The organism is Streptomyces sp. NPDC001401, from assembly GCF_042895385.1.
Classification (GTDB): Bacteria; Actinomycetota; Actinomycetes; order Streptomycetales; family Streptomycetaceae; genus Streptomyces.
Genome location: NZ_JBIAWI010000004.1, coordinates 676025 through 699442, shown reverse-complemented (window position 1 = coordinate 699442; position 23418 = coordinate 676025). Strand labels below are relative to the sequence as shown.

Here is a 23418-nt window from a genome sequence, read left to right as displayed (position 1 = left end):
GTGACGCCATGGCCTCCGCCGGTAAGACCCTGGTCGAGCTGTTCGGTCTCGCCCGCGAGCTGAACATCGACGCCGAGGGCATCGACATGGGCCCGTCCCCGACGGACGCCGCCCTTGCCGCTGATCTGGCGCTGCCGATCGAGGAGCTGGAGCTCACCGTTCGGTCGTACAACTGCCTCAAGCGCGAGGGCATCCACTCCGTGGGTGAGCTCGTGGCTCGTTCCGAGGCCGACCTCCTGGACATCCGCAACTTCGGTGCGAAGTCCATCGACGAGGTCAAGGCGAAGCTGGCCGGCATGGGCCTGGCCCTGAAGGACAGCCCGCCCGGATTCGACCCCACCGCTGCGGCGGACGCGTTCGGCGCGGACGACGACGCGGACGCCGGGTTCGTCGAGACCGAGCAGTACTAAGAGCTCGGGCCTTCCGGTCCGTACTCGGGTGCGGGTGCGCTGTGCTTGATCGCGCAGTTCCCCGCGCCCCTTCCGAGCAGCCCCTTCGGGGCTTGCCCGGATCTCCGACGGGCAACCGCTCGCTCGGATACTGACCCCGGTACCTGATACGGCCGGGGCAGACACACAGGAGAGAAAATGCCGAAGCCCACCAAGGGTGCCCGTCTGGGCGGCAGTGCCGCGCACGAGAAGCTGCTCCTCGCGAACCTCGCGAAGGCGCTGTTCGAGCACGGTCGTATCACCACCACCGAGGCGAAGGCCCGCCGCCTGCGCCCGTACGCCGAGCGTCTGGTCACCAAGGCGAAGAAGGGCGACCTTCACAACCGCCGCCAGGTGCTGCAGGTCATCACGGACAAGAGCGTCGTCCACACGCTCTTCACCGAGATCGGCCCGCGCTACGAGAACCGTCCGGGTGGCTACACCCGCATCACCAAGATCGGTAACCGCCGTGGCGACAACGCGCCCATGGCTGTCATCGAGCTGGTCGAGGCGCTGACGGTTGCGCAGCAGGCGACGGGTGAGGCCGAGGCCGCGACGAAGCGTGCGGTCAAGGAGGCCGAGGAGGCCAAGGTCGAGGAGACCAAGGCTGACGAGGTCGTCGAGGACGCGGCTGAGGAGTCGAAGGACGCGTAAGCGTTCTGCCGGGTGACTGTTGTCCGGCGGCTGCAGCTTCGCCGTGGCTTGTCGCGCAGTTCCCCGCGCCCCTGAAGCAGGGCGTTGGCGGGCCCGTTCCTTTCGAGGAGCGGGCCCGCTTTTGTATTGCTGAGAGGATCTACGAGTGAGTGACGAAGTGCAGCCCGGTTACGTTCGTGTCCGTCTCGATCTCTCCTACGACGGGACCGAGTTCTCCGGGTGGGCCAAGCAGGCCGGTGGGCGGCGGACCGTGCAGGGGGAGATCGAGGATGCTCTGCGGACCGTGACGCGGTCGGGGGAGACGACGTACGAGCTGACCGTGGCCGGGCGGACCGATGCCGGGGTGCATGCGCGGGGGCAGGTCGCGCATGTGGATCTGCCGCGGGAGGTCTGGGGTGCGCACCACGACAAGCTGCTCAAGCGGCTTGCCGGGCGCCTGCCCAGGGATGTGAGGGTGTGGGCCCTCAGGGAGGCGCCCAGCGGCTTCAACGCCCGTTTCTCGGCGGTCTGGCGGCGGTACGCGTACCGGGTCACCGACAACCCCGGCGGGGTGGATCCGCTGCTGCGCAATCACGTTCTCTGGCACGACTGGCCGCTTGAGGTCGACGCCATGAACGAGGCCGCCGAACGGCTGCTGGGGGAGCACGACTTCGCCGCCTACTGCAAGAAGCGGGAGGGTGCGACCACCATTCGTACGCTGCAGGAGCTGAGCCTGGTGCGCGGGGACGACGGGATCATCACCGCGACCGTGCGGGCCGACGCCTTCTGCCACAACATGGTGCGCTCGCTCATCGGGGCGCTGCTGTTCGTGGGGGACGGGCACCGGGGGCCGGAGTGGCCCGGCAAGGTGCTCGCCGCCGGTGTACGGGATTCGGCCGTGCATGTCGTACGGCCGCACGGGCTGACCCTGGAGGAGGTCGGCTACCCGGCCGACGAGCTGCTCGCCGCGCGCAACAAGGAGGCGCGCAACCGGCGGAGTCTGCCGGGGGTACCCGGGGCCGGCTGCTGCTGACCCCGGGCGCCCGGCGCGTGCCGGTGGTTACGCCTTGTCCTTCCAGGTGGCGACGAGCTTGTACGTGTCCGGGTCGCCCAGCTTCGTGTACGAGTAGGCGTCGATCCGGAGCTTGTGCCCGTTCTTGAACCTCATGTCGCAGGTCTTGGTCTTGCCCTTGCCCAGGACGTGGCACTTGTCCATCGTCGGGTTCGCCGCGGAGGTGTCCTCGACGAAGACGAGAACGCCGGTCCTGCCCGCCTTGGTGTCCCAGACCTTGAGGATCTCGCCCGTGGACGTGAACTTCGCCTGACCGCCGGGGAACGAGTAGTAGGTCGACGCGGACGCCGTCCCGGCCGTGCCCAGCGTCAGCGCGACACCGGCCGCCGCAATCGAGGCGACAATGCTCTTGCGAAACTTCATTCGTGGACCCCGTATTTTGCAGGTTGATCGTCTGGTCATGCGCCTCGCGGGGCGCGGTGCAAGATCGTATCGAACCTGTTTACGGAGTGGATCAACGGGCGTTGGCGGCTACTGGTTCGCCGCGGCCGATGCCTGGGCCTCGCCGCGGCTGCGGATCTGGCGGAACGTGTACAGCTGCAGGTCGTTGCCGGCCGCGAAGATGCTCGTGGACTGCTTTGTGGCGTCCTTGCCGTTGGTGAAGCCGACGGTGGCGAAGTAGGCGTAGCGGCCGTAGGAGTTGGCCGTCGTGAGGCAGGTGGCGGCGTTGCAGAAGGCCTTCACACCGCCACCGGGCAGTGCCTTGACGAAGCCCTTCTTGTCCGACTGGGTCCTGGCCTTGGTCGCCTGTGCCTCGGTGTCGAAGACGGCGACGCCGATCGTCACCGCGACGTCCTTCCTGCTGTAGGTGACGCGCAGGAGGCGGGTGCAGTGGTTGGCGTTGAGGACCTTCGGGAGGGTGCCCTGGGCGATCGACGCGCAGTTCTTCGTGTCGTCCGTCGCGCCCTTCTTGTACACGGTCGAGCCCATCGCCAGCTGCGTGAGCGGGAAGAGGGTCTGCGCGCTGAGCGGGGCCGTGTCCTTGGCCTTGCTGGCGATGAAGTCCTTCGGGTTCAGCGGGGGCGGCGCGCTGGTCGGTGCGAAGGAGGGGGCCGTCGCGGTGCTGCCCGGGATGGACGCGCTCGCGGGCAGGCTGGACGGGTTGCCCGAGGCCTCGTTCTTGCTGTTCGCCGAGACGACGGCCATCGCGACGGCGGTGCCGATCGCGATCGTGGCGACCGCGCCGCCGCCGATGAACAGCAGCCGGCGCCTCTTGTTGCGCGTCTCGGACGCCTCGGCGAGCGCTGCCCAGTCCGGGGTCTGGCCGTCGTCGCCGCCGCTGGTCCACGGCTGCTGGGAGTGCGGTTTCCAGGGGTCCCACTGGGACTGGGGTCCCCCCTGCTGCCCAAAGCTCATGGGGCGCATCTTAGACGGGAGGCGGAGGGTGCCGGTGTGCCTCCGGTGGAGCCGCCGGGGACCTTTCCGGCAGGGGGGCACATCTCGGTCTCCGTTCATTCTTCGGGGTGCGGCGGCGACCTCGTTTTGACCCGTTCGGGGCTGCGCTAGTACCCTTGCGATTTGTTATGCGTATTGGCTTGGTCGTTCTCACGAGAGAAGCCCTTACGTAGGTTCCCTGGAGCAGTTACCAGTGGGCGGCATACGGGCAGCGTTCCCGGCACTGTCGTCCCCAGCTGCACGATCGCTTCAAGGATGCCTTGTGTCAGCACCCATCCCTGAAGAAGAAGGCTGAGAAGTGCGTACGTACAGCCCTAAGCCCGGCGATGTGACTCGCCAGTGGCACGTCATTGACGCTCAGGACGTTGTCCTGGGTCGTCTCGCCACCACTGCCGCGTCCCTCCTGCGGGGCAAGCACAAGCCGATCTACGCCCCTCACGTCGACACCGGTGACTTCGTCATCATCATCAACGCCGACAAGGTGCACCTCTCCGGCAACAAGCGGACCCAGAAGATGGCGTACCGCCACTCCGGCTACCCGGGTGGTCTGCGCTCCGTCCGCTACGACGAGCTGCTCGACAAGAACCCCGAGAAGGCCATCGAGAAGGCCGTCAAGGGCATGCTCCCCAAGAACACGCTGGGCCGTCAGATGCTCTCGAAGCTGAAGGTCTACAAGGGTGACGTGCACCCGCACGCTGCGCAGCAGCCGGTGCCGTTCGAGATCACCCAGGTCGCGCAGTAGTTCCGGCCACCCCCTAAGACAGAAAAGAATCTGAGGAGCATCGTGGCCGAGACCACTGTTGAGCAGCCGGTCGAAGAGACCGAGACCGAGCTCGTCGACATCGACAGCTACACCACCGAGTCCGAGGTCCCCGTCGAGGGTGAGTACACCTCGGAGTCCCTCGCGTCCCGCTTCGGCGAGCCCCAGCCGGCCGCCGGCCTGGGCCGTCGCAAGAACGCCATCGCCCGCGTCCGGATCGTCCCGGGCACCGGCAAGTGGAAGATCAACGGTCGCACCCTCGAGGACTACTTCCCGAACAAGGTGCACCAGCAGGAAGTCAACGAGCCCTTCAAGGTGCTCGAGCTCGAGGGCCGTTACGACGTCATCGCCCGCATCGCGGGTGGCGGTGTCTCCGGTCAGGCCGGTGCGCTCCGTCTCGGTGTCGCCCGTGCGCTGAACGAGGCCGACGTCGACAACAACCGCGGCCCGCTCAAGAAGGCCGGCTTCCTCAAGCGCGACGACCGTGCGGTCGAGCGCAAGAAGGCCGGTCTGAAGAAGGCCCGCAAGGCCCCGCAGTACAGCAAGCGCTAAGCTTCGCTGCCTGCTTCTGCGAACGCCCCGGCGGCACGCCTCAGTGCTGCCGGGGCGTTCGTTTATGACCGTCGGGGGCGTATAACGGCACAAGACCCTCAAAGGCTTGTGTGATCGGATGCCGGCACGGCTGCAACAACTGACGCTTCCTCAGGAGGACAAGTGGGACGACTCTTCGGCACGGACGGCGTGCGCGGCGTCGCCAACGCGGACCTGACGGCGGAGATGGCGCTCGGCCTCTCCGTGGCCGCGGCGCACGTACTGGCCGAGGCGGGCACCTTCGAGGGCCACCGGGCGACGGCGGTCGTCGGACGGGATCCGCGCGCGTCCGGGGAGTTCCTGGAGGCCGCCGTGGTCGCCGGCCTCGCCAGCGCCGGCGTGGACGTCCTGCGCGTCGGTGTGCTGCCCACTCCCGCGGTGGCGTATCTCACGGGCGCGCTCGGCGCCGACCTGGGCGTCATGCTCTCCGCCAGCCACAACGCCATGCCCGACAACGGCGTCAAGTTCTTCGCCCGCGGCGGCCACAAGCTGGCCGACGAGCTGGAGGACAAGATCGAGGCCGTGTACGAGTCCCACCGGCACGGTGAGCCCTGGGAGCGGCCCACCGGTGCGGGCGTCGGGCGGGTGCGGTCGTACGACGAGGGGTTCGACCAGTACGTGGCGCACTTGATCGCCGTACTCCCGAACCGGCTCGACGGGCTGAAGGTCGTCCTCGACGAGGCGCACGGTGCTGCGGCTCGGGTCTCGCCGGAGGCGTTCTCGCGGGCCGGTGCCGAGGTGATCACGATCGGCGCCGAGCCGAACGGGCTCAACATCAACGACGGCTGCGGGTCGACCCACCTGGATCTGCTGAAGGCCGCCGTCGTCGAGCACGGGGCCGCGCTCGGCATCGCGCACGACGGTGACGCGGACCGCTGCCTTGCCGTGGACCACACCGGTGCGGAGGTCGACGGCGACCAGATTCTGGCCGTGCTCGCGCTGGCGATGCGGGAGCGGTCGGTACTGCGGGCCGACACCGTTGTCGCGACGGTCATGTCCAATCTCGGCTTCAAGCTGGCGCTGGAGCGGGAGGGGCTGAATCTCGTCCAGACGGCGGTCGGGGACCGGTATGTGCTGGAGGAGATGAAGGAGCACGGGTACGCGCTCGGGGGCGAGCAGTCCGGGCACGTGATCATCCTCGATCACGCCACCACCGGTGACGGCACGCTGACCGGGCTGATGCTGGCGGCCCGGGTCGCCGAGACCGGACGTACGCTCAAGGACCTCGCGGGTGTCATGGAGCGGCTGCCGCAGGTGCTCATCAATGTGCCGGACGTGGACCGGGCGCGGGTGAAGACCTCTGCGGAGCTGGCGGCTGCCGTTGCCGAGGCCGAGCGGGAACTCGGGTCCACCGGGCGGGTGTTGCTGCGGCCGTCCGGGACGGAGCCGTTGGTGCGGGTGATGGTCGAGGCGGCCGATATCGACCAGGCTCGGTCTGTGGCCGGGCGGCTGGCGGATGCGGTGAAGTCGGCGTTGGGTTAGAGCCGACCTGCGTCACTCCACGGACGTAACAAAATGTGCCGAATGGGTCACTGGTTGTTTCACTGACGTCGAGGCCGCCACGTGTGGCATGCCCCCGATGGAAGTGAGAAACACAGCATGAAGACAGTCAGCAGCATCCTGAAGCGAGCAACTGTTCCGGCCCTGGTCGCGAGTCTCGCCGTCCCCGCGCTCGCCACCCCGGCCGCGGCTCAGACCCCCGGCTCCACCGCGTTCCGTCTTTTCGGCATGGTGCTCCTCAGCGCACGTTCAGGTGTGGCGAACCATGTCACTGCCAGCACTTCCAGCGGTCGTGTGATCCTCACGGACACCACGGGGATCGCGCTGGGACCGGGTTGCGTTCGGTTGTCCGCCACCAGCGTCGACTGCGGCAGCGTCGCCGGCACCTCCCGGCTCTCGGTCGGACTGGGGGACCTGGACGACAGCTTCGACGGGACGAGCGTTTCGCTGCGCACCCTCGTCGACGCCGGCACGGGCTCCGACACCGTGGCGACCGGCAGCGGCAACGACACGATCGGCGTGAGCGGCGACGCGCCCGCCGTCGACACGGTGACCTGTGACGGTGGCACGTCCGACGTGGTGTTCGCCGACGCCGGCGACAGCGTCGCCGCGGACTGCGAATCGCGCTCCTAGACGCCGCCGGCCTTCGCCGTGCGTTCACGCTGCCTGGCCCAGAGCCACTTCTGGGCCAGGAGCGTGAGGGTGCCGGCGAGGACGATGCCGAGCAGGTTCAGCAGGAGTTGCTCCGTGGAGCCCCAGGCCTGTCGGTACTCGTCGTAGGCGAAGGCCACTGCCGCGTTTGCGGCGGCGGGGACCGTCGTCACCGAGATGGCCACGCCCACCAGCGCGCCCGACTTCGCCGAGGTGAGGGAGAGGGTGCCCGCGGCTCCCGCCAGTACCGCGACGACGAACGAGAACGCGTCGGGGCGGTAGATGAAGTTGGTGTTGGGGCGTTCGGCTTCCAGCTGGACCTTGGTGAACAGGTTGACGCCGTCCATGAAGTAGGTGAAGCCGACCGTCACCAGCATGGCGACGGCGAAGCCGACGAGAAGGGCGGTCAGGGAGCGCAGCGCGAGCCTGGGGTGGCGTTGTACGGCCGCGGTGCAGATACCGGCCAGCGGGCCGAACTCCGGGCCCACCGCCATCGCGCCCACGATCAGGATCGCGTTGTCGAGTACGACACCGCAGGCCGCGATCATCGTGGCGAGCGTGATGAAGGCGACGTAGGTGACGGAGAGCGTGGACTCCTCGTGCGTCGCGTCGGTGAGGTGCTCCCACAGGACCGCGTCCGCGCCTTCGCCGGGTGCCTCCTCCTCGGCCTTGTCGGCGCGCTTGGACAGTGACAGGTCGATGTTCTCGACGGCGATGGATCCGGTGCGGTCGAGCTCCAACGCCCTTAGCGCGCCGATGAGTTCGTCGCCCGCCTCGCGTGCGACGTCGCACATGACGACGTCCCCGGCCGGATTGCGGGCGGCTCCCGGCACCACGACGAGATGCGTGGTGCCGACGGTCTTCTCGATCAGGCGGACCACGTCGTCGGTCCTGTCGGACGGTGTGATCAGGCGCAGATGCAGCATGGCCCTTTTTAACAGGCGGGGCTACAGCTTGCGCAGCCGCAGGCGCTGGACCTTGTGGTCCGGGCCCTTGCGGACGACCAGGGTGGCGCGGCCGCGGGTAGGGGCGATGTTCTCCACCAGGTTGGGCTTGTTGATGGTGCGCCACTGGGTGCGGGCGTATTCGAGGGCCTCCTCCTCGGACACCTGCGTGTACTTGCGGAAGTACGAGTCCGGGTCCTGGAAGGCCGTCTGACGCAGTTTCTTGAACCGGTTGAGGTACCAGCGTTCGACGTCCTCGGGGCTGGCGTCGATGTACACGCTGAAGTCGAAGAAGTCGGCGAGACCGACGCGGGTACGGCCGTCCTTGCCGGGGAGGGCGGGCTGCAGGACGTTCAGGCCCTCGACGATCAGGATGTCCGGGCGGCGGACCGTGAGCTTCTGGTCGGGGACGATGTCGTAGATGAGGTGGGAGTAGACGGGGGCCGTCACCTCGTCCTTGCCCGCCTTGATGTCGGCGACGAAGCGGGTCAGGGCGCGGCGGTCGTAGGACTCGGGGAAGCCTTTGCGCGACATGAGGCCGCGGGCCTGGAGCTCCTTGGTGGGGAGCAGGAAGCCGTCGGTCGTGACTCGTTCGACGCGCGGGTGCTCGGGCCAGCGGGAGAGCAGGGCCTGGAGGAGGCGGGCGACGGTTGACTTGCCGCCGGCCACGGAGCCGGCGACCCCTATGACGAACGGCGTGCCGGACTGGGAGCCCTGTTCGCCGAGGAAGGTGTTCAGGGCGCCTCTGAGGCCGTCGGTGGCCCCGACGTACAGGTTGAGGAGCCGGGACAGCGGGAGGTAGATGTCCCGCACCTCGTCGAGGTCGATGACGTCACCGAGGCCGCGCAGCTTCTCGACCTCCTCGGCGGTGAGGGGAAGCGGCGTCTTCTCACGCAGCGCGCTCCACTCCGCACGGGTGAGGTCGACGTAGGGAGTCGCCTCCGGCCTGGGCCGGTGGGCGCTCCGGGGCATCGAGGAGACCGGAGAGATCACAGTCCATTGTTAACGGAGTTTGAACGGGACGCGGGGTGGGGTCGGTCACGTTCTGCCGTGATCAGCCGGTGGCGAGCACTTCCGGAGCCTCGAGGGAATCCCATGTCGCCCATGTGTTCGAAATTGTGGATGGATTTCAACCTGCCGCAGAATTTCCGATTTCGGGCACGCTGAGCCGTGTTCCGGCTGCTCTTGGCACTTAGGCTGCGGCCCATGTGCGGAATCGTGGGATACGTGGGGTCGCAGTCGGCGCTCGATGTCGTGATGGCCGGGCTGAAGCGGCTGGAGTACCGGGGATACGACTCGGCGGGCGTCGCCGTGCTGGCGGATGGCGGGCTGGCGGCCGCGAAGAAGGCCGGGAAGCTGGTGAACCTGGAGAAGGAGCTGGTGGACCGGCCGCTGCCGACGGGCTCGACGGGGATCGGGCATACGCGGTGGGCCACGCACGGGGGGCCTACGGACGCCAATGCGCATCCGCATCTCGACAACGCCGGGCGGGTCGCCGTCGTGCACAACGGGATCATCGAGAACTTCGCCTTGCTGCGCGCCGAGTTGGAGGAGCGGGGGCACGATCTGGCCTCCGAGACGGACACCGAGGTGGTCGCGCATCTGCTCGCCGAGGAGTTCTCGGCATGTGCGGATCTGGCGGAAGCGATGCGGCTGGTGTGCCGGCGGCTGGAGGGGGCGTTCACCCTGGTCGCGGTGCATGCGGACGAGCCGGATGTGGTGGTGGGGGCTCGGCGGAACTCGCCGCTCGTGGTGGGTGTTGGGGAGGGTGAGGCGTTCCTGGCTTCCGATGTCGCCGCGTTCATCGCACACACGCGGTCGGCGATCGAGCTGGGGCAGGACCAGGTCGTCGAGCTGCGGCGCGACGGGGTGACGGTGACGGGCTTCGACGGCCTCCCGGCCGACGTGCGCTCCTATCACGTGGACTGGGATGCGTCCGCGGCGGAAAAGGGGGGCTATGACTACTTCATGCTCAAGGAGATCGCCGAGCAGCCGAAGGCGGTCGCCGATACATTGCTGGGGCGCATCGATGCGGGCGGTTCGCTGACGCTGGACGAGGTGCGGATCAGCGCCTCTGAGCTGCGGGAAGTCGACAAGGTCGTGATTGTGGCGTGCGGTACGGCTTTTCATGCCGGGCTCATCGCCAAATACGCCATCGAACACTGGACGCGGATTCCGTGTGAGGTCGAGCTCGCGAGTGAGTTCCGCTATCGGGATCCGATCCTCGGGGCGCGGTCTCTCGTCATCGCCATCTCGCAGTCCGGCGAGACCATGGACACACTCATGGCTCTACGGCATGCACGGGAGCAGGGCTCCAAGGTGCTGGCCATCTGCAACACCAACGGGTCGACCATTCCACGGGAATCGGATGCGGTGCTGTACACGCATGCCGGGCCGGAGGTGGCCGTTGCCTCGACCAAGGCGTTTCTGACGCAGTTGGTTGCCTGTTATCTGGTCGCTCTGTATCTGGGGCAGGTGCGGGGCACCAAATGGGGCGACGAGATCTGGGCCGTCATCCGGGACCTGTCGCAGATCTCCGGTGAGGTCGAGCGGGTGCTGGAGACCATGGAGCCGGTACGGGAGCTTGCGCGGTCGCTCGCCGACAAGAAGACGGTGCTGTTCCTGGGGCGGCATGTGGGGTATCCGGTGGCGCTGGAGGGTGCGCTGAAGCTCAAGGAGCTGGCGTACATGCACGCCGAGGGGTTTGCGGCGGGGGAGTTGAAGCACGGGCCGATCGCGTTGATCGAGCCCGATCTGCCGGTGGTGGTGGTTGTGCCGTCGCCCCGGGGGCGGTCTGTGCTCCACGACAAGATCGTGTCCAACATCCAGGAGATCCGCGCGCGGGGTGCGCGGACGATCGTGATCGCGGAGGAGGGCGACGAGGCGGTGGTGCCGTACGCCGACCATCTCGTACGGATCCCTGCGACGCCGACGTTGTTGCAGCCGCTCGTGGCCACCGTGCCGTTGCAGGTGTTCGCGTGCGAGTTGGCGACCGCTCGCGGCAATGAGGTGGATCAGCCGCGGAACCTGGCGAAGTCGGTGACCGTGGAGTAGGTCTTCACGCCATCGAGGAAGGCGGAGAAGGCTCCGGCCGGGAAGGTGAGGGTTGCCCTGGCCGGGGTCTTTGAGTCGCGGATGGCTATGTGGGTGGGGGAGGTTGCGATCTCCACGCACTCGTTGCCGTCGTCGGGGCCTGAGTAGGACGACTTCCGCCAGCGAGTGTGAGGCGTCATTGCGCACCTTCGTCCCTCTTCAGGGCCTTGACGAAGGTGGTGAAGGCGCCGGCTGGGAAGGTGAGGGTTGCCCTGGCCGGGGTCTTTGAGTCGCGGACGGCTACGTGGGTGACGGAGTTGGCGATCTCCACACACTCGTTGCCGTCGCCGCCCTCTGAGTAGGACGACTTCCGCCAGTTGTCCATGGGGTGCCTCACAGCTCTTTCGCCAGCTTGTGGATGAATTCACGGGACCGCTCGGGATCGAGTGACGCGGCCTCTACCTTACGGAAGCTCGTTCGGTAAGTGGTGAGCTGCGCCTCGGAGTCGATGAAGACTGAGCCGTGGGGCGCGTCACGTACCACTGTGTCCAGTTTGGATACGGGGCCACCCCAGTACGTCATCGTGCTTGAAGCTCGGGCGAAGTTGTCCAGATCGAAGGGGATGACACGCAGGGTGATGTGGTCCGCTTCGGAAAGCTCAAGGAGTCGGGCGAGTTGGGCCTTTGAGGCGGCGCGGTCGCTGACCCTGATCCGTAGCGCTGCCTCATGGATCACTGCTTCGCACGGGATGGTGATCTTCTGGCGTGCCATTCGGTGCCGGATGCGCAACTCAAGCTCGTCACTGGTGAGTTGCGGAAGTCTGGATGCGAAGACGGCGCGAGCGTACTCCTCCGTCTGCAGTGAGCCTGGCACGAACAGGCTGGCCACGTGGCGTCGATACCGGGCGTGGTATTCCAGCTCGGACACGTCCAGGAAGGACGTGGGTAGCAGACCCCGGTACTCCTCCCACCAGCCGCGTGTTCGGTCGGTGGCCATCGCGACCAGTGCGTTGATGAACTCCTCATCCGTGCAGGCGTAGTTGGAGGCCAGGCGGCGCAGGCGCTTCTCGCTCACCCCGGAGAGGCCGGACTCGATCTGGTTGATCTGGGTGGAGCTCACCCCGAGCAGTGCTGCCGCCTCGCGACCAGTGAAACCTGCCGCGTCGCGAAGCCGGCGCAGTTCGATGCCCAGGCGCAACTGACGTGCTGTTGGTTCCCGCCGCAATCCCGCCATGAACTGCTCCTCGGTTCAACGCGCTTGTGGGCGCGACTCGTTCGAGGGTCAGATTACGCGATCGACTTGCTGAACCTGTAAATCCAGGTCTACCGTCAGTGATGCGACGCACACTCTGCGGAAGTGCACCGCTCCGTCCTGCCATGACGGCTCGCGGCGTTGCCACCGCCAAACCCCCGCCATCGAACCGGAGTTGCCGCATGCCCGAAAACGAACCGAAGGAACCGTGGGAGTACTCCCTGTACATCCCGAACGACCTCCGTGCCGTCACCGTCTGTCGCCGAACCCTCCGTCTGGTCCTCACCGTCCACGGTCTGATCGGCGTCGTGGACACCGCCGAGCTGCTGGCGACGGAGCTGGTCTCCAATGCCGTACGCCACACCAAGGGGCCTGCTGCACTGCGCGTGCGCTGGTCGGCCGGCGTGCTGCGGATCGGGGCGTGGGACGCCGATCCCGAACCGCCGGAGCCGCCACGGGAGTTGGAGCAGCTCGCTGATGCGGAGGAAGGGCGGGGGCTCGCTCTGGTGCGCGCCTGTGCCGACCTGTGGGGGTGGCAGCCGCTGGCCAGGAACGGCAACCGGGGCAAGTACGTGTGGTGCGAGGTGAGTGCCGTTGCGTGAACGTACGGACGGCCGAGGACCTGTTCGCCGAGGACCCGGAGGTTCCCGGCGAATAGAGTGCCCGAATGAGCATCATCGGGGTCGGTATCGACGTAGCCGAGATCGATCGGTTCGAGGCGTCGCTCAAGCGGACGCCCGGGATGGCCGAACGGCTGTTCCTGGAGAGCGAGTTGCTGTTGCCCAGCGGTGAGCGGCGGGGTGTTGCCTCGCTCGCCGCGCGGTTTGCCGCCAAGGAGGCGTTGGCCAAGGCGCTCGGTGCGCCGCCCGGGCTGCTCTGGACGGACGCCGAGGTCGTCGTCGAGGACAGCGGGCAGCCGCGGCTGCGGGTGAAGGGGACGGTGGCGGCACGGGCGGCCGAGCTGGGGGTGCGGTCCTGGCATGTGTCGCTGAGCCATGACGCCGGGGTGGCGTCGGCGGTGGTGATCGCCGAAGGCTGAGGGCAGACTCGACCCCATGCGTACTGCGTACAGCGTGGAGACGGTAAGGGCAGCAGAGCGGGAGCTCATGGCGCGGCTTCCCGACGGGGCGTTGATGCAGCGTGCAGCTGCCGGGCTGGCCGCCGCGTGTGCCGATCTGCTCGTTCGGGTCTACGGCAGCCGGGTCGTGCTGCTCGTCGGGAGCGGGGACAACGGGGGCGATGCGCTGTATGCCGGCGCGCGGCTGGCTCGGCGGGGGGCGGGTGTCGCAGCCGTGTTGCTCGCGCCCGAGCGGGCCCACACCGGCGGGCTTGCCGCCCTGCTGCGCGCCGGAGGGCGCGTCGTCGGGGCGGGGACGGCTGCTGGTGCCGCTGCCTCCGTCGGTGTCGGTGCCGTAGAAGAGGCGATTCTCCGGGCCGATCTCGTCGTCGACGGGATTGTGGGGATCGGCGGCAGGGGCGGACTCCGGCCCGAGGCCGCGCAGTTGGCCGCATGTGCCGCCGAGTCCGGTGCCGCCGTCGTCGCCGTCGATCTGCCCAGCGGCGTCGACGCCGATACGGGGGAGGTGCGCGGTGCCGCCGTTCGGGCCGACCTCACCGTCACCTTCGGGACGCACAAGCCGGGGCTGCTGATCGATCCCGCGCGGGAGTACGCGGGGTCGGTGCGGCTCATCGACATCGGGCTCCGGGACGTACTGCCGGCTGCGGCCGAGCTGGAGGCTCTGCAGCACGTGGACGTGGCGCGACTCCTGCCCGTGCCCGGTGCCGAGAGCGACAAGTACCGGCGGGGGGTCGTCGGGATCGCGGCCGGGTCCGCGCGGTATCCGGGGGCCGCCGTGCTCGCCGTGTCCGGGGCGCTGCGGGGTGGCGCAGGGGCCGTGCGGTACGTCGGGCCCGCCGGGGACGCCGTCGTCTCGCGGTTCCCGGAGACGCTCGTGTCGGATCAGGGGCCCGCGAAGGCCGGGCGGGTGCAGGCGTGGGTGGTCGGGCCCGGCGCGGGGGACGACGCCTCGACCGTGGCCGAAGTGCTGGAGGCGGACGTGCCCGTGCTCATCGACGCGGACGGGCTGCGGCTCGCCGACCGGGATGCCGTACGGGCTCGCAGCGCCCCGACGCTCATGACCCCGCACGCCGGAGAGGCCGCCGCGCTGCTCGGTGTGGCGCGGGAGGAGGTCGAGGGGGCGCGGCTGGCGGCCGTGCGCGAGCTTGCTGCGCGGTACGGGGCGACCGTGCTGCTCAAGGGCTCGACCACGCTCGTCGCCGATTCGGGCGGCGGTGCCGTGCGGGTCAATGCGACGGGGACGCCGTGGCTCGCCACCGCGGGCAGTGGGGACGTGTTGTCCGGGCTTGCCGGGTCGCTGCTGGCGTCCGGGCTCTCCGCGCTGGACGCGGGGAGCGCGGCTGCGTATCTGCACGGGCTGGCCGGGCGGTTCGCGTCCGACGGGGCGCCGGCGGGGGCGCACGACGTGGCCGAGGCGATTCCTGGGGCGTGGCGGGACGTGCGGGACTGACCGGACCTTGGCTGCCAGGAGGCCCTACCCGGGTCCGGTCCGCCGGAGCACCGCCTACCGGAGGTCCTGCACCACGCTGAGGATGTTTCCCTCACTGTCCCTGAACCAGGCGCCGCGCATGCCCGCGCCCTCCGCCACGCCGCTCTGCGTCTTCAGGCCCGGCAGGTCGTACTCCTCGAAGGTGACGCCGCGGCTGCGCAGTTCCGTCATCTCCGCGTCGAGATCGCCGACGGTCCAGCCGGCCAAAGTGTGGGCGGCCTGGCCGCCGCTCGGTGTCAGGTAGAGGACGAAGCGGGCACCGCCGGACTCGAAGAGCGCGGTGTCCTGCCGGTCGTCGATGAGCTTGAGGCCGAGCGTGTCGCCGTAGAAGTGCTTGGCCCTTTCGATGTCGGACGCCGGAATGACGGCGTTCAGTGGTGTGTCTGCCAGCATCTCCACCACCTCCGGTTCTCAGACTAGGCCGGGGGTCGCGCGCCGTCGCCCGGGCGGCGCTCGTCGGAAAGGGTGACCCCGCCGCGCGCCGCCCCGGGCCTGTCGCCCCTGCGCGTTTCTCTGATTGCATGATCAATGGACATATTGCACATATCGCTTGTCGCGGTGCCGTGGTCGTGGTCGCCGCCGTGATCGCCCTTCCCGCCGGCGCCGCCACGGCCGCCCCCGGACCCCCCGCCTGGGGGGCCGAGCTGGTGCCCGGTGTCGCGCCGGGGCCCGCTCAGCCGTGGCAGGTCGACACGCCCGACCAGGTGCTGGCGCCGAAGGTGTACACGCCCACCGACGACGAGGACGCCGTCGAGCCTCGGGACGCGCCGGAGGGGACGTACGACCTCGTCGAGTACGTGCCCCTCGAGGAGGCCGCCGGGAAGGTGAAGTGCAGCAGGAAGACCGGGCCCTACCAGCGGGCGGTCGAGAAGTGGCTGAAGCTGAAGGCGGACGGGAAGCAGTCGGCGGCCGACTGCCGGGCCATCCGGAAATTTCAGGTGAAGCATCGGATCAAGGCGGCGACCGGGTTCGCCGGGCCCGTCACCTGGGCCGCCATGCAGCTCATTTCCGCGAAGAAAAATCCGAATGCCAAAAAGAAGTGCCCCGAGCGGACCTATCGGGTCGCATGTGTCGATCTCGACCGGCAGTTGACCTGGGTGCAGAAGGGGAGCGAGGTGGTCTACGGGCCCGTCCCCATGCGCAGCGGACGGGTCGGGCATGCCACCCGGGTCGGATGGCACAAGATCTACTGGAAGCACAAGAACCACTGGTCGACGCTCTACAACTCGCCCATGCCCTATGCCCAGTTCTTCAGTGGCGGGCAGGCCTTTCATGCCATCTACGGCAGCATCTACACCATCGTCGGCTCGTGGGGGTGCGTCAATCTGCGGCTGGACGACGCCCGGAAGCTGTGGGGTGTGCTGAAGAAGGGCGACCGTGTCTACGTCTGGGGACAGCGGTCCGGGAAGTAGGCGCTTGCACGGGGCCGGTGCCTCGGGGGGTGTCGGACCCCTCTGAGACACTGGGTGCGCCATGACTGAGACAGCAGCTGCCCCGACCGCGCCCCTGCGGGCCCGCGCCGAGATCGACCTGGCCGCCCTGCGCGCCAACGTACGGACCCTGCGCGCCCTCGCGCCGGGCGCTGCCCTCATGGCCGTGGTCAAGTCCGAGGCGTACGGCCACGGGGCCGTGCCCTGTGCCCGGGCCGCCGTCGAGGCGGGCGCCGCATGGCTGGGGACCGCCACGCCCGAGGAGGCGCTCGCGCTGCGGGCCGCCGGGCTGCCCGGACGCATCATGTGCTGGCTGTGGACGCCGGGCGGGCCCTGGCGGGAGGCGATCGAGGCCGACATCGACGTGTCGGTGAGCGGGATGTGGGCCCTCGAGGAGGTCACGGCGGCGGCCCGGGCGGCGGGCATTCCCGCGCGCGTGCAGCTCAAGGCCGACACCGGGCTGGGGCGGGGCGGCTGCCGGCCGGGCGAGGACTGGGCCGAGCTGGTCGCAGCCGCCCTGCGCGCCGAGGCCGACGGGACCGTCCGCATCACCGGGCTCTGGTCGCACTTCGCATGTGCCGACGAACCCGGTCATCCCTCCATCGCCCGCCAGCTCACCCGCTTCCGCGAGATGCTCGCGTACGCCGAGGGCCAGGGCGTGCGCCCCGAGGTGCGGCACATCGCCAACTCGCCCGCCACGCTCACCCTTCCCGAGGCCCACTTCGACCTCGTACGGACCGGGATCGCCCTCTACGGCATCTCGCCCAGCCCCGAGATCGGCAGCCCCGCCGACTTCGGGCTGCGCCCGGTGATGACTCTGTCGGCGTCCCTCGCGCTCGTGAAGCACGTTCCGGGGGGTCACGGGGTCAGTTACGGGCATCACTACATCACCCCCGGTGAGACCACCCTCGGACTCGTGCCCGTCGGATACGCCGACGGCGTTCCGCGGCACGCCTCCGGGACCGGTCCGGTGCTGGTCGGGGGCAAATGGCGGACCGTTGCGGGGCGGGTCGCGATGGACCAGTTCGTCGTCGATCTCGGCGGGGACGAGCCCGCGGCCGGTACCGAAGCGGTGCTGTTCGGGCCGGGCGACCGCGGCGAGCCCACCGCCGAGGACTGGGCGCAGGCCGCAGGCACCATCGCGTACGAAATTGTCACGCGGATCGGAACGCGCGTTCCTCGCGTCTACGTGAATGAGGAACAAAGCGGGTAACTGCACAGAGGCCCGACAGTCCACAGTCAACAGTCCGGCAGAAGTGCAGCACCCGTAAGCCGAGCAACATCGGTCAGTCGATCAACAGCGGTATCAAGCGAGCAACACGAGTAGCGCAAGCAACACGAGTAATGCAAGCAACACCTGCACCACCCGACCCAGCGAACAGCAGCAGCAATCCGGCGAAGAGGAGCGGTACGTGAGCGAGAGCAGTGCGGAGGCCGTCGCAGCCGTCGTCTCCGCCACGGGGGCGGCCGGGAACTGGCGCAGGGCGACCGGCATCGCGGGCGCCGCGATAGGCGTGGTCGCCGCGGGCGCGGCGGCCGGCGTCGCCATAGAGCGGCTCACCGTCGGCCGCGGGATGAGGAAGAAGGCGCGGCTCGCGCTCGACTCGACGGGACCGTACGGGTCGTTGCGCGGCACGCCCGGCAAGGCGACGGCCGACGACGGCACCGAGCTGTACTACGAGGTCGACGACGTCGACCCCGACGCCGTGCCCGCGCTCGGCCCGCGCCGCCGACGGCTGTTCGGGCGCAAGGCGCCCGCTCCCGTCACCGTCGTCTTCAGCCACGGCTACTGTCTCAGCCAGGACTCCTGGCACTTCCAGCGCGCGGCCCTGCGCGGCGTCGTCCGGACCGTGCACTGGGACCAGCGCAGCCACGGGCGGTCCGGGCGGGGCGTGCAGCAGGTGCAGGACGGCGTGCCGGTCAGCATCGACCAGCTGGGGCGCGATCTGAAGGCCGTCATCGACGCCGCCGCGCCGGACGGGCCGATCGTGCTCGTCGGGCACTCCATGGGCGGGATGACCGTGATGGCGCTGGCCGACCAGTACCCCGAGCTGATCCGTGACCGAGTGGTCGCCACCGCCTTCGTCGGTACCTCGTCCGGGCGGCTCGGCGAGGTCAACTTCGGGCTGCCTGTCGCGGGCGTCAACGCCGTGCGCCGGGTGCTCCCCGGGGTGCTGAAGGCGCTGGGGCAGCAGGCCGCGCTGGTGGAGAAGGGGCGGCGGGCGACCGCCGACCTGTTCGCCGGGATCATCAAGCGGTACTCGTTCGCATCAAGGGACGTCGACCCGGCCGTCGCGCGGTTCGCCGAGCGGATGATCGAGGGCACGCCGATCGACGTGGTCGCCGAGTTCTACCCGGCGTTCACGGAACACGACAAGACCGAGGCGCTGGAGTACTTCGCGGACCTGCCGGTGCTCGTCCTGGCCGGAATCGGTGACCTCGTCACGCCCAGCGAGCACAGCGAGGCGATCGCCGACCGGCTGCCGGACGCCGAACTGGTGCTGGTTCCGGACGCCGGGCACCTGGTGATGCTGGAGCACCCGGAGGTGGTCACCGACCGGCTGGCGGACCTCCTCACCCGTGCGGGTGCCGTCCCGGCAGGGGCTACCGTGGGTGGCTATGGAAGCACCAGCAGCACCGCACAACCCGGTTGAGACCCGGCTGACGGTCACCTCGCCCGAGCAGATGCAGGACCTGGGCCGCCGCCTGGCCAAGCTGCTCCGCGCCGGTGATCTCGTGATGCTCAACGGCGAGCTCGGCGCCGGCAAGACGACGCTGACCCGCGGGCTCGGCGAGGGGCTCGGGGTGCGCGGCGCCGTCACGTCCCCGACCTTCGTGATCGCCCGTGTGCACCCGTCCCTGGGCGACGGGCCGCCGCTCGTCCACGTCGACGCGTACCGCCTGGGCGGCGGGCTCGACGAGATGGAGGACCTGGACCTCGACGTCTCGCTGTCCGACTCGGTGATCGTCGTGGAGTGGGGCGAGGGCAAGGTCGAGGAGCTGACCGACGACCGGCTGCACGTCGTCATCCACCGGGCCGTCGGAGACACCACCGACGAGGTGCGGCACGTGACGGTGACCGGGCTCGGGGAGCGGTGGTCGACAGTGGACCTGAGCGTGCTGTCCGCCTGACGGCCGCACGGCCGACGCACAAATCCGTGAACGTTCCGACAAGACGTCGGCAAGATATTGCATTCGGTGTCTTGTGCGTGGTCACATGGTACCCAGTTCGTAGTTAGGTCTACCTAACTACGCCCGCCCCCGGGTCCTCAGGAGGCGTCCATGTCGGCCACCGAGAGCAACGAGCAGCCGCAGAAGCCGTACGCCGTCGTAGCCGGCGTCTCCATGCGCGAACTGCTGGCGTCGTGCGCCGCGGCGGACGCGGTCTCGACCCCACCGCGGCTGCCGGACCTCGAGGCGTCCCGGCCACCGGCCCGGCACAGGGAAGCCGCATAGGGCCTGTCCGGGGACAGCCCTAGGGGATCACGGCGATCTGCGCGCCGATCGTCGCGAACTCCCACAACGCGGCGCCGTCCTTGCGGGACTCCCGGATCCCGCCCGTGCGCACAGCCGGGTCGGGTGTCGCCGACGTACTGGCCACCGCCGCGCTGAAGCCGACGGCCACGCCGTCCACGCTGGTGAAGCGGACGACGTGCTCGATGGCGGTCCCGTCGGTGCCGACGGCGGAGTTCGAGCGGGAGGTGACCCGGTAGACGCCGGGGGCCGGGTCGACGCTGCCCGGGGCGACCGTGAAGCTGCGCATGACCCTGTTGCCCGCGTCGACCAGCCAGACACGGTCGGCGCCCACCGCGTACACGACCCGTTCCCCCGCGCCGGACGCGGTGGGCGGGGCGGCCGGGTTCCGCTGGGCGCCGGGCGCCGCCGAGACGGCCAGCGTGGGTGAGGCGCTCGCCTGTGGCTTGCCGAAGCCGGCCGGGGCGGTCGCGAAGGCGCGGTAGCCGAGGAAGCCGACGGCGGCCAGGGCGGCCGCGGTGAGCCCGAACACGAATCCGGAGCTGCTCCTTGCCACGCTCGCCACCTGACCCATTCGCCTCGTACGTCGTGCTTTTCGGCGACCGTAGCAGCCCGCACACGCCTGACCCGGGCGGCGATGCGCGAGGCGCGGGAGCCGTAGGCTGTTTGCGTGCTCTTGCTCGCTCTGGATACCGCAACCCCAGCCGTGACCGTCGCCCTGCACGACGGCACGGACGTCATCGCCTCCTCGAGCCAGGTGGACGCGCGCCGGCACGGTGAGCTGCTGCTGCCGGCCGTCGACCGGGTGCTCGCCGAGGCCGGGATCGGGCTCGACGCCGTCACCGGCATCGTCGTAGGCATCGGTCCCGGCCCCTACACCGGGCTGCGCGTCGGCCTGATGACCGCGGACACCTTCGGGCTCGCGCTCGGTGTCCCCGTGCACGGCGTGTGCACGCTCGACGGTCTGGCGTACGCGGCCGACATCGAGAAGGGGCCCTTCGTCGTGGCGACCGACGCCCGGCGCAAGGAGGTCTACTGGGCGCGGTACGCGGACTCACGGACCCGGCTGACCGACCCCGCCGTCGACCGGCCCGCCGACATCGCGGACCGGGTGGCGGGACTGCCCGCCGTCGGCGCGGGCGCGCTGCTGTACCCGGACACCTTCCCGAACGTGCACGAGCCGGAGCACGTCTCGGCCGCCGCGCTCGCGAGTCTGGCCGCCGAGCGGCTGGGCAAGGGCGAGGAACTGCCCGAGGCCCGGCCGCTGTACCTGCGCCGCCCGGACGCCCAGGTCCCCAAGAACTACAAGGTGGTCACCCCCAAGTGACCGAACCCGTGACCCCTCGACTGCGCGAGATGCGCTGGTGGGACATCGACCGCGTGCTCGTACTGGAGAAGGACCTCTTCCCCGAGGACGCCTGGTCCCGCGGCATGTTCTGGTCCGAACTGGCCCATGCCCGCGGACACGAGGCGACGCGCCGCTACGTCGTCGCCGAGGACGGTGAGGGGCAGGTGGTCGGGTACGCGGGCCTCGCCGCCGCCGGAGACCTCGCCGACATCCAGACGATCGCCGTCGCCCGCGACCAGTGGGGCACCGGCCTCGGCGGACGGCTCCTCACCGAACTCCTCCGGGCCGCCACCGCCTTCGAGTGCGCCGAAGTGATGCTGGAGTGCCGGATCGACAACACCCGCGCCCAGAAGCTCTACGAGCGCTTCGGTTTCGAGGCCATCGGTTTCAGACGCGGCTACTACCAGCCGGGCAATGTGGACGCCCTGGTGATGCGACTGACCACGCAATCCGACAGCGGCTCCGCCGCGGGATCAACTTCCGAACGAGAAACCGAGATCCATGGCTGACGAACCTTTGGTCCTGGGGATTGAGACCTCCTGCGACGAGACCGGCGTCGGCATCGTCCGCGGCACCACCCTGCTGGCCGACGCCGTCGCGTCCAGCGTCGACGAGCACGCCCGCTTCGGCGGCGTCGTCCCGGAGGTCGCCTCCCGGGCGCACCTCGAGGCGATGGTGCCCACGATCGAGCGCGCGCTGAAGGAGGCGGGGGTGAGCGCGAGGGACCTGGACGGCATCGCGGTCACCGCCGGTCCCGGTCTGGCGGGTGCCCTGCTGGTCGGCGTATCGGCGGCCAAGGCGTACGCGTACGCGCTGGGCAAGCCGTTGTACGGCGTCAACCACCTCGCCTCCCACATTTGCGTGGACCAGCTGGAGCACGGGGCGCTGCCCGAGCCGACGATGGCGCTGCTGGTGTCCGGCGGGCACAGCTCGCTGCTCCTGTCGACGGACATCACTTCGGACGTACGTCCCCTGGGCGCGACCATCGACGACGCGGCCGGCGAGGCCTTCGACAAGATCGCACGGGTGCTGAACCTCGGCTTCCCCGGCGGCCCGGTCATCGACCGGTACGCGCGCGAGGGCGACCCGTCGGCGATCGCGTTCCCGCGCGGCCTGACCGGCCCGCGCGACCCGGCGTACGACTTCTCGTTCTCCGGGCTGAAGACGGCCGTGGCCCGCTGGATCGAGGCCAAGCGGGCCGCGGGGGAGGAGGTGCCGGTGCGTGACGTGGCGGCCTCCTTCCAGGAGGCGGTCGTCGACGTGCTCACCCGGAAGGCCGTGCGGGCCTGCAAGGACGAGGGCGTGGAGCACCTGATGATCGGCGGCGGGGTCGCTGCGAACTCGCGGCTGCGGGCGCTGGCGCAGGAGCGGTGCGAGACGGCGGGGATCCAGCTCCGGGTGCCGCGGCCGAAGTTGTGCACGGACAACGGGGCGATGGTGGCGGCGCTCGGTGCGGAGCTGGTGGCCCGTAACCGGGCGGCGTCGGCCTGGGATCTGTCCGCGGACTCGTCGCTGCCGGTGACGGACCCGCATGTGCCGGGCCACTCGCACGACCACGACCACGATCATGTGCACGAGGTCAGCAAGGAGAACCTCTACCCGTGACGGTTGCGTTGATGTGGGAGGCGCGGGCGGCCGAGGGGCGGGGCGAGGAGCTGCTCGCCTGGGCGCGGGCGCAGGAACTCCCGGCGCGGCCGGTGCGCCGGGAGAACTTCCGGGCCCCGCAGGACCGCGTCCTCGTCATCACGTGGTGGGACGCCGCCTACGATGCCGAGCTGCCCGAACTCCCGGAACCGGACGGTGAGTTGGTTATGCGGGCCGTGCACCGGTGGCGGTTCGAGTCCCTGGGGCCGGACTGACGGTGGTGCAGAGGAGCGCCGACGGCCCGTCGGAGTCGGGGGCCAGCCACAGGCGTCGCCCGTTGCTGTGCTCCCAGCCGACGCCGACCACCGCCTTGCCGAGCCAGTCCAGGCCCATGGCCAGGGGGACCACGACGATGGCGGTGTCCCTGATGACGAAGACGCACAGGGCCGACAGCAGCAGCAGGCCGAGCATGCGGGGTGCGAGGGCGGTGCGACGACTCGGGTCGGTGTCCGGCACAGGCGCCGCGGTCTCGAACTCCCGCATCTGGCCCACCCACTTGAGCCGGGTCGCCCGTAGCAGCGTCGACAGTACGAGGAAGCCGAGCGCGAAGGTGACCAGCACCCCGATGGCTCCGCTCCGTACCGGCGGGCTCTGGCCCGTGCCGACCGCCGCCGCCCAGCCGCCGGCGACACCGGCGAGTATCAACGCCGCCGCCCACAACTCGTGATGCACGTACCGGACCATCGTCCCTCCCCCA

30 protein-coding genes are annotated in these 23418 nt (G+C 69.6%); 20 read left to right on the top strand and 10 right to left on the bottom strand.

Features of this window, described 5'->3' with window-relative positions; all coding sequences use genetic code 11:
• From ACFY10_RS18455 to truA, 3 genes are all read left to right on the top strand, one after another.
• Positions 1–410: DNA-directed RNA polymerase subunit alpha C-terminal domain-containing protein (locus ACFY10_RS18455; protein ID WP_346184910.1), on the top strand; the 410-nt coding region annotated here is incomplete at its 5' end.
• 177 nt (positions 411–587) lie between these two features.
• Positions 588–1082: a 50S ribosomal protein L17 gene (rplQ, locus tag ACFY10_RS18450; protein ID WP_390666169.1), complete on the top strand. Its 495-nt coding sequence runs from the start codon at positions 588–590 to the stop codon at positions 1080–1082.
• 145 nt (positions 1083–1227) lie between these two features.
• A complete protein-coding gene (gene truA / locus ACFY10_RS18445; protein WP_390666168.1) occupies positions 1228–2094 on the top strand; it encodes a tRNA pseudouridine(38-40) synthase TruA in 867 nt (288 codons plus the stop codon).
• A 27-nt stretch (positions 2095–2121) separates the two neighbouring features.
• On the opposite strand, the gene ACFY10_RS18440 is transcribed toward truA, so the two are convergent.
• Positions 2122–2496 (bottom strand): hypothetical protein, encoded by a 375-nt coding sequence (locus ACFY10_RS18440; RefSeq protein WP_390666167.1) that lies wholly within the window; start codon positions 2494–2496, stop codon positions 2122–2124.
• Between the two features lie 108 nt (positions 2497–2604).
• Entirely contained in the window at positions 2605–3489 is an 885-nt protein-coding gene (locus ACFY10_RS18435) for a hypothetical protein (RefSeq protein ID WP_390666166.1), read from the bottom strand.
• 337 nt (positions 3490–3826) lie between these two features.
• Between ACFY10_RS18435 and rplM the strand changes: the two genes are divergently transcribed.
• From rplM to ACFY10_RS18415, 4 genes are all read left to right on the top strand, one after another.
• A complete protein-coding gene (gene rplM / locus ACFY10_RS18430) occupies positions 3827–4270 on the top strand; it encodes a 50S ribosomal protein L13 (protein WP_020941688.1) in 444 nt (147 codons plus the stop codon).
• Between the two features lie 42 nt (positions 4271–4312).
• Positions 4313–4840, top strand: a complete 528-nt coding sequence (rpsI, locus tag ACFY10_RS18425; protein ID WP_275775499.1) for a 30S ribosomal protein S9 — start codon at positions 4313–4315, stop codon at positions 4838–4840.
• 162 nt (positions 4841–5002) lie between these two features.
• On the top strand, positions 5003–6361 hold the full coding sequence (glmM, locus tag ACFY10_RS18420; RefSeq protein ID WP_390666165.1) for a phosphoglucosamine mutase: 1359 nt from the start codon (positions 5003–5005) through the stop codon (positions 6359–6361).
• 117 nt (positions 6362–6478) lie between these two features.
• Positions 6479–7012 carry a hypothetical protein gene (locus tag ACFY10_RS18415; protein ID WP_390666164.1) on the top strand — a complete coding sequence of 178 codons (534 nt, stop codon included), beginning with the start codon at positions 6479–6481 and terminating at the stop codon, positions 7010–7012.
• On the opposite strand, the gene ACFY10_RS18410 is transcribed toward ACFY10_RS18415, so the two are convergent.
• Positions 7009–7956 carry a DUF389 domain-containing protein gene (locus ACFY10_RS18410; protein WP_390666163.1) on the bottom strand — a complete coding sequence of 316 codons (948 nt, stop codon included), beginning with the start codon at positions 7954–7956 and terminating at the stop codon, positions 7009–7011. The two genes, ACFY10_RS18415 and ACFY10_RS18410, sit on opposite strands and share 4 nt — an antisense overlap.
• 21 nt (positions 7957–7977) lie before the next feature.
• Complete coding sequence (coaA, locus tag ACFY10_RS18405) at positions 7978–8946, bottom strand: type I pantothenate kinase (protein WP_390666162.1); 969 nt, start codon at positions 8944–8946, stop codon at positions 7978–7980.
• A 234-nt stretch (positions 8947–9180) separates the two neighbouring features.
• Here coaA and glmS point away from each other — a divergent pair, with 234 nt between their 5' ends.
• Positions 9181–11028 carry a glutamine--fructose-6-phosphate transaminase (isomerizing) gene (glmS, locus tag ACFY10_RS18400; RefSeq protein WP_390666161.1) on the top strand — a complete coding sequence of 616 codons (1848 nt, stop codon included), beginning with the start codon at positions 9181–9183 and terminating at the stop codon, positions 11026–11028.
• On the opposite strand, the gene ACFY10_RS18395 is transcribed toward glmS, so the two are convergent.
• Genes ACFY10_RS18395 through ACFY10_RS18385 form a run of 3 tightly spaced genes read right to left on the bottom strand, consistent with a single transcriptional unit; the run spans position 10989 to position 12240 of the window.
• Positions 10989–11207 carry a DUF397 domain-containing protein gene (locus tag ACFY10_RS18395; RefSeq protein ID WP_390666160.1) on the bottom strand — a complete coding sequence of 73 codons (219 nt, stop codon included), beginning with the start codon at positions 11205–11207 and terminating at the stop codon, positions 10989–10991. The two genes, glmS and ACFY10_RS18395, sit on opposite strands and share 40 nt — an antisense overlap.
• Complete coding sequence (locus ACFY10_RS18390; protein ID WP_390666159.1) at positions 11204–11392, bottom strand: DUF397 domain-containing protein; 189 nt, start codon at positions 11390–11392, stop codon at positions 11204–11206. The genes ACFY10_RS18395 and ACFY10_RS18390 overlap by 4 nt, the downstream gene beginning before the upstream one ends.
• A gap of 8 nt (positions 11393–11400) precedes the next feature.
• Positions 11401–12240 carry a helix-turn-helix domain-containing protein gene (locus tag ACFY10_RS18385; RefSeq protein WP_390666158.1) on the bottom strand — a complete coding sequence of 280 codons (840 nt, stop codon included), beginning with the start codon at positions 12238–12240 and terminating at the stop codon, positions 11401–11403.
• 200 nt (positions 12241–12440) lie between these two features.
• On the opposite strand from ACFY10_RS18385, the gene ACFY10_RS18380 reads away from it, so the two are divergent.
• From ACFY10_RS18380 to ACFY10_RS18370, 3 genes are all read left to right on the top strand, one after another.
• A complete protein-coding gene (locus ACFY10_RS18380; RefSeq protein ID WP_390666157.1) occupies positions 12441–12860 on the top strand; it encodes an ATP-binding protein in 420 nt (139 codons plus the stop codon).
• A 65-nt stretch (positions 12861–12925) separates the two neighbouring features.
• Complete coding sequence (locus ACFY10_RS18375) at positions 12926–13297, top strand: holo-ACP synthase (protein ID WP_275775486.1); 372 nt, start codon at positions 12926–12928, stop codon at positions 13295–13297.
• Between the two features lie 16 nt (positions 13298–13313).
• Positions 13314–14786 carry an NAD(P)H-hydrate dehydratase gene (locus ACFY10_RS18370; RefSeq protein WP_390666156.1) on the top strand — a complete coding sequence of 491 codons (1473 nt, stop codon included), beginning with the start codon at positions 13314–13316 and terminating at the stop codon, positions 14784–14786.
• 54 nt (positions 14787–14840) lie between these two features.
• Here ACFY10_RS18370 and ACFY10_RS18365 read toward each other — a convergent pair whose 3' ends face one another.
• Positions 14841–15218 carry a VOC family protein gene (locus ACFY10_RS18365; protein WP_390666155.1) on the bottom strand — a complete coding sequence of 126 codons (378 nt, stop codon included), beginning with the start codon at positions 15216–15218 and terminating at the stop codon, positions 14841–14843.
• A gap of 128 nt (positions 15219–15346) precedes the next feature.
• On the opposite strand from ACFY10_RS18365, the gene ACFY10_RS18360 reads away from it, so the two are divergent.
• From ACFY10_RS18360 to ACFY10_RS18340, 5 genes are all read left to right on the top strand, one after another.
• Positions 15347–16237 (top strand): L,D-transpeptidase family protein, encoded by an 891-nt coding sequence (locus ACFY10_RS18360; RefSeq protein ID WP_390666154.1) that lies wholly within the window; start codon positions 15347–15349, stop codon positions 16235–16237.
• Positions 16238–16298: 61 nt separating this feature from the next.
• Positions 16299–17468, top strand: a complete 1170-nt coding sequence (alr, locus tag ACFY10_RS18355; RefSeq protein WP_390666153.1) for an alanine racemase — start codon at positions 16299–16301, stop codon at positions 17466–17468.
• 199 nt (positions 17469–17667) lie between these two features.
• Positions 17668–18909, top strand: coding sequence for an alpha/beta fold hydrolase (locus tag ACFY10_RS18350; RefSeq protein WP_390666152.1), 1242 nt, complete (start codon positions 17668–17670; stop codon positions 18907–18909).
• On the top strand, positions 18875–19387 hold the full coding sequence (gene tsaE, locus ACFY10_RS18345) for a tRNA (adenosine(37)-N6)-threonylcarbamoyltransferase complex ATPase subunit type 1 TsaE (RefSeq protein WP_390666151.1): 513 nt from the start codon (positions 18875–18877) through the stop codon (positions 19385–19387). The genes ACFY10_RS18350 and tsaE overlap by 35 nt, the downstream gene beginning before the upstream one ends.
• A gap of 150 nt (positions 19388–19537) precedes the next feature.
• On the top strand, positions 19538–19711 hold the full coding sequence (locus ACFY10_RS18340) for a hypothetical protein (protein ID WP_390666150.1): 174 nt from the start codon (positions 19538–19540) through the stop codon (positions 19709–19711).
• 19 nt (positions 19712–19730) lie between these two features.
• On the opposite strand, the gene ACFY10_RS18335 is transcribed toward ACFY10_RS18340, so the two are convergent.
• Positions 19731–20285 carry a hypothetical protein gene (locus tag ACFY10_RS18335; RefSeq protein ID WP_390666149.1) on the bottom strand — a complete coding sequence of 185 codons (555 nt, stop codon included), beginning with the start codon at positions 20283–20285 and terminating at the stop codon, positions 19731–19733.
• 114 nt (positions 20286–20399) lie between these two features.
• Between ACFY10_RS18335 and tsaB the strand changes: the two genes are divergently transcribed.
• From tsaB to ACFY10_RS18315, 4 genes are read left to right on the top strand one after another with little or no spacing between them, the layout of a single operon-like run.
• Positions 20400–21056, top strand: a complete 657-nt coding sequence (gene tsaB / locus ACFY10_RS18330; protein ID WP_390666148.1) for a tRNA (adenosine(37)-N6)-threonylcarbamoyltransferase complex dimerization subunit type 1 TsaB — start codon at positions 20400–20402, stop codon at positions 21054–21056.
• Positions 21053–21586 (top strand): ribosomal protein S18-alanine N-acetyltransferase, encoded by a 534-nt coding sequence (gene rimI / locus ACFY10_RS18325; protein WP_390666147.1) that lies wholly within the window; start codon positions 21053–21055, stop codon positions 21584–21586. The genes tsaB and rimI overlap by 4 nt, the downstream gene beginning before the upstream one ends.
• Complete coding sequence (gene tsaD, locus ACFY10_RS18320; RefSeq protein ID WP_390666146.1) at positions 21579–22682, top strand: tRNA (adenosine(37)-N6)-threonylcarbamoyltransferase complex transferase subunit TsaD; 1104 nt, start codon at positions 21579–21581, stop codon at positions 22680–22682. The genes rimI and tsaD overlap by 8 nt, the downstream gene beginning before the upstream one ends.
• Positions 22679–22936: a hypothetical protein gene (locus ACFY10_RS18315; RefSeq protein WP_390666145.1), complete on the top strand. Its 258-nt coding sequence runs from the start codon at positions 22679–22681 to the stop codon at positions 22934–22936. The genes tsaD and ACFY10_RS18315 overlap by 4 nt, the downstream gene beginning before the upstream one ends.
• Here the strand turns inward: ACFY10_RS18315 and ACFY10_RS18310 are convergent.
• Positions 22887–23405 carry a hypothetical protein gene (locus ACFY10_RS18310; protein ID WP_390666144.1) on the bottom strand — a complete coding sequence of 173 codons (519 nt, stop codon included), beginning with the start codon at positions 23403–23405 and terminating at the stop codon, positions 22887–22889. The two genes, ACFY10_RS18315 and ACFY10_RS18310, sit on opposite strands and share 50 nt — an antisense overlap.
• Between the last annotated feature and the right edge of the window lie 13 nt (positions 23406–23418).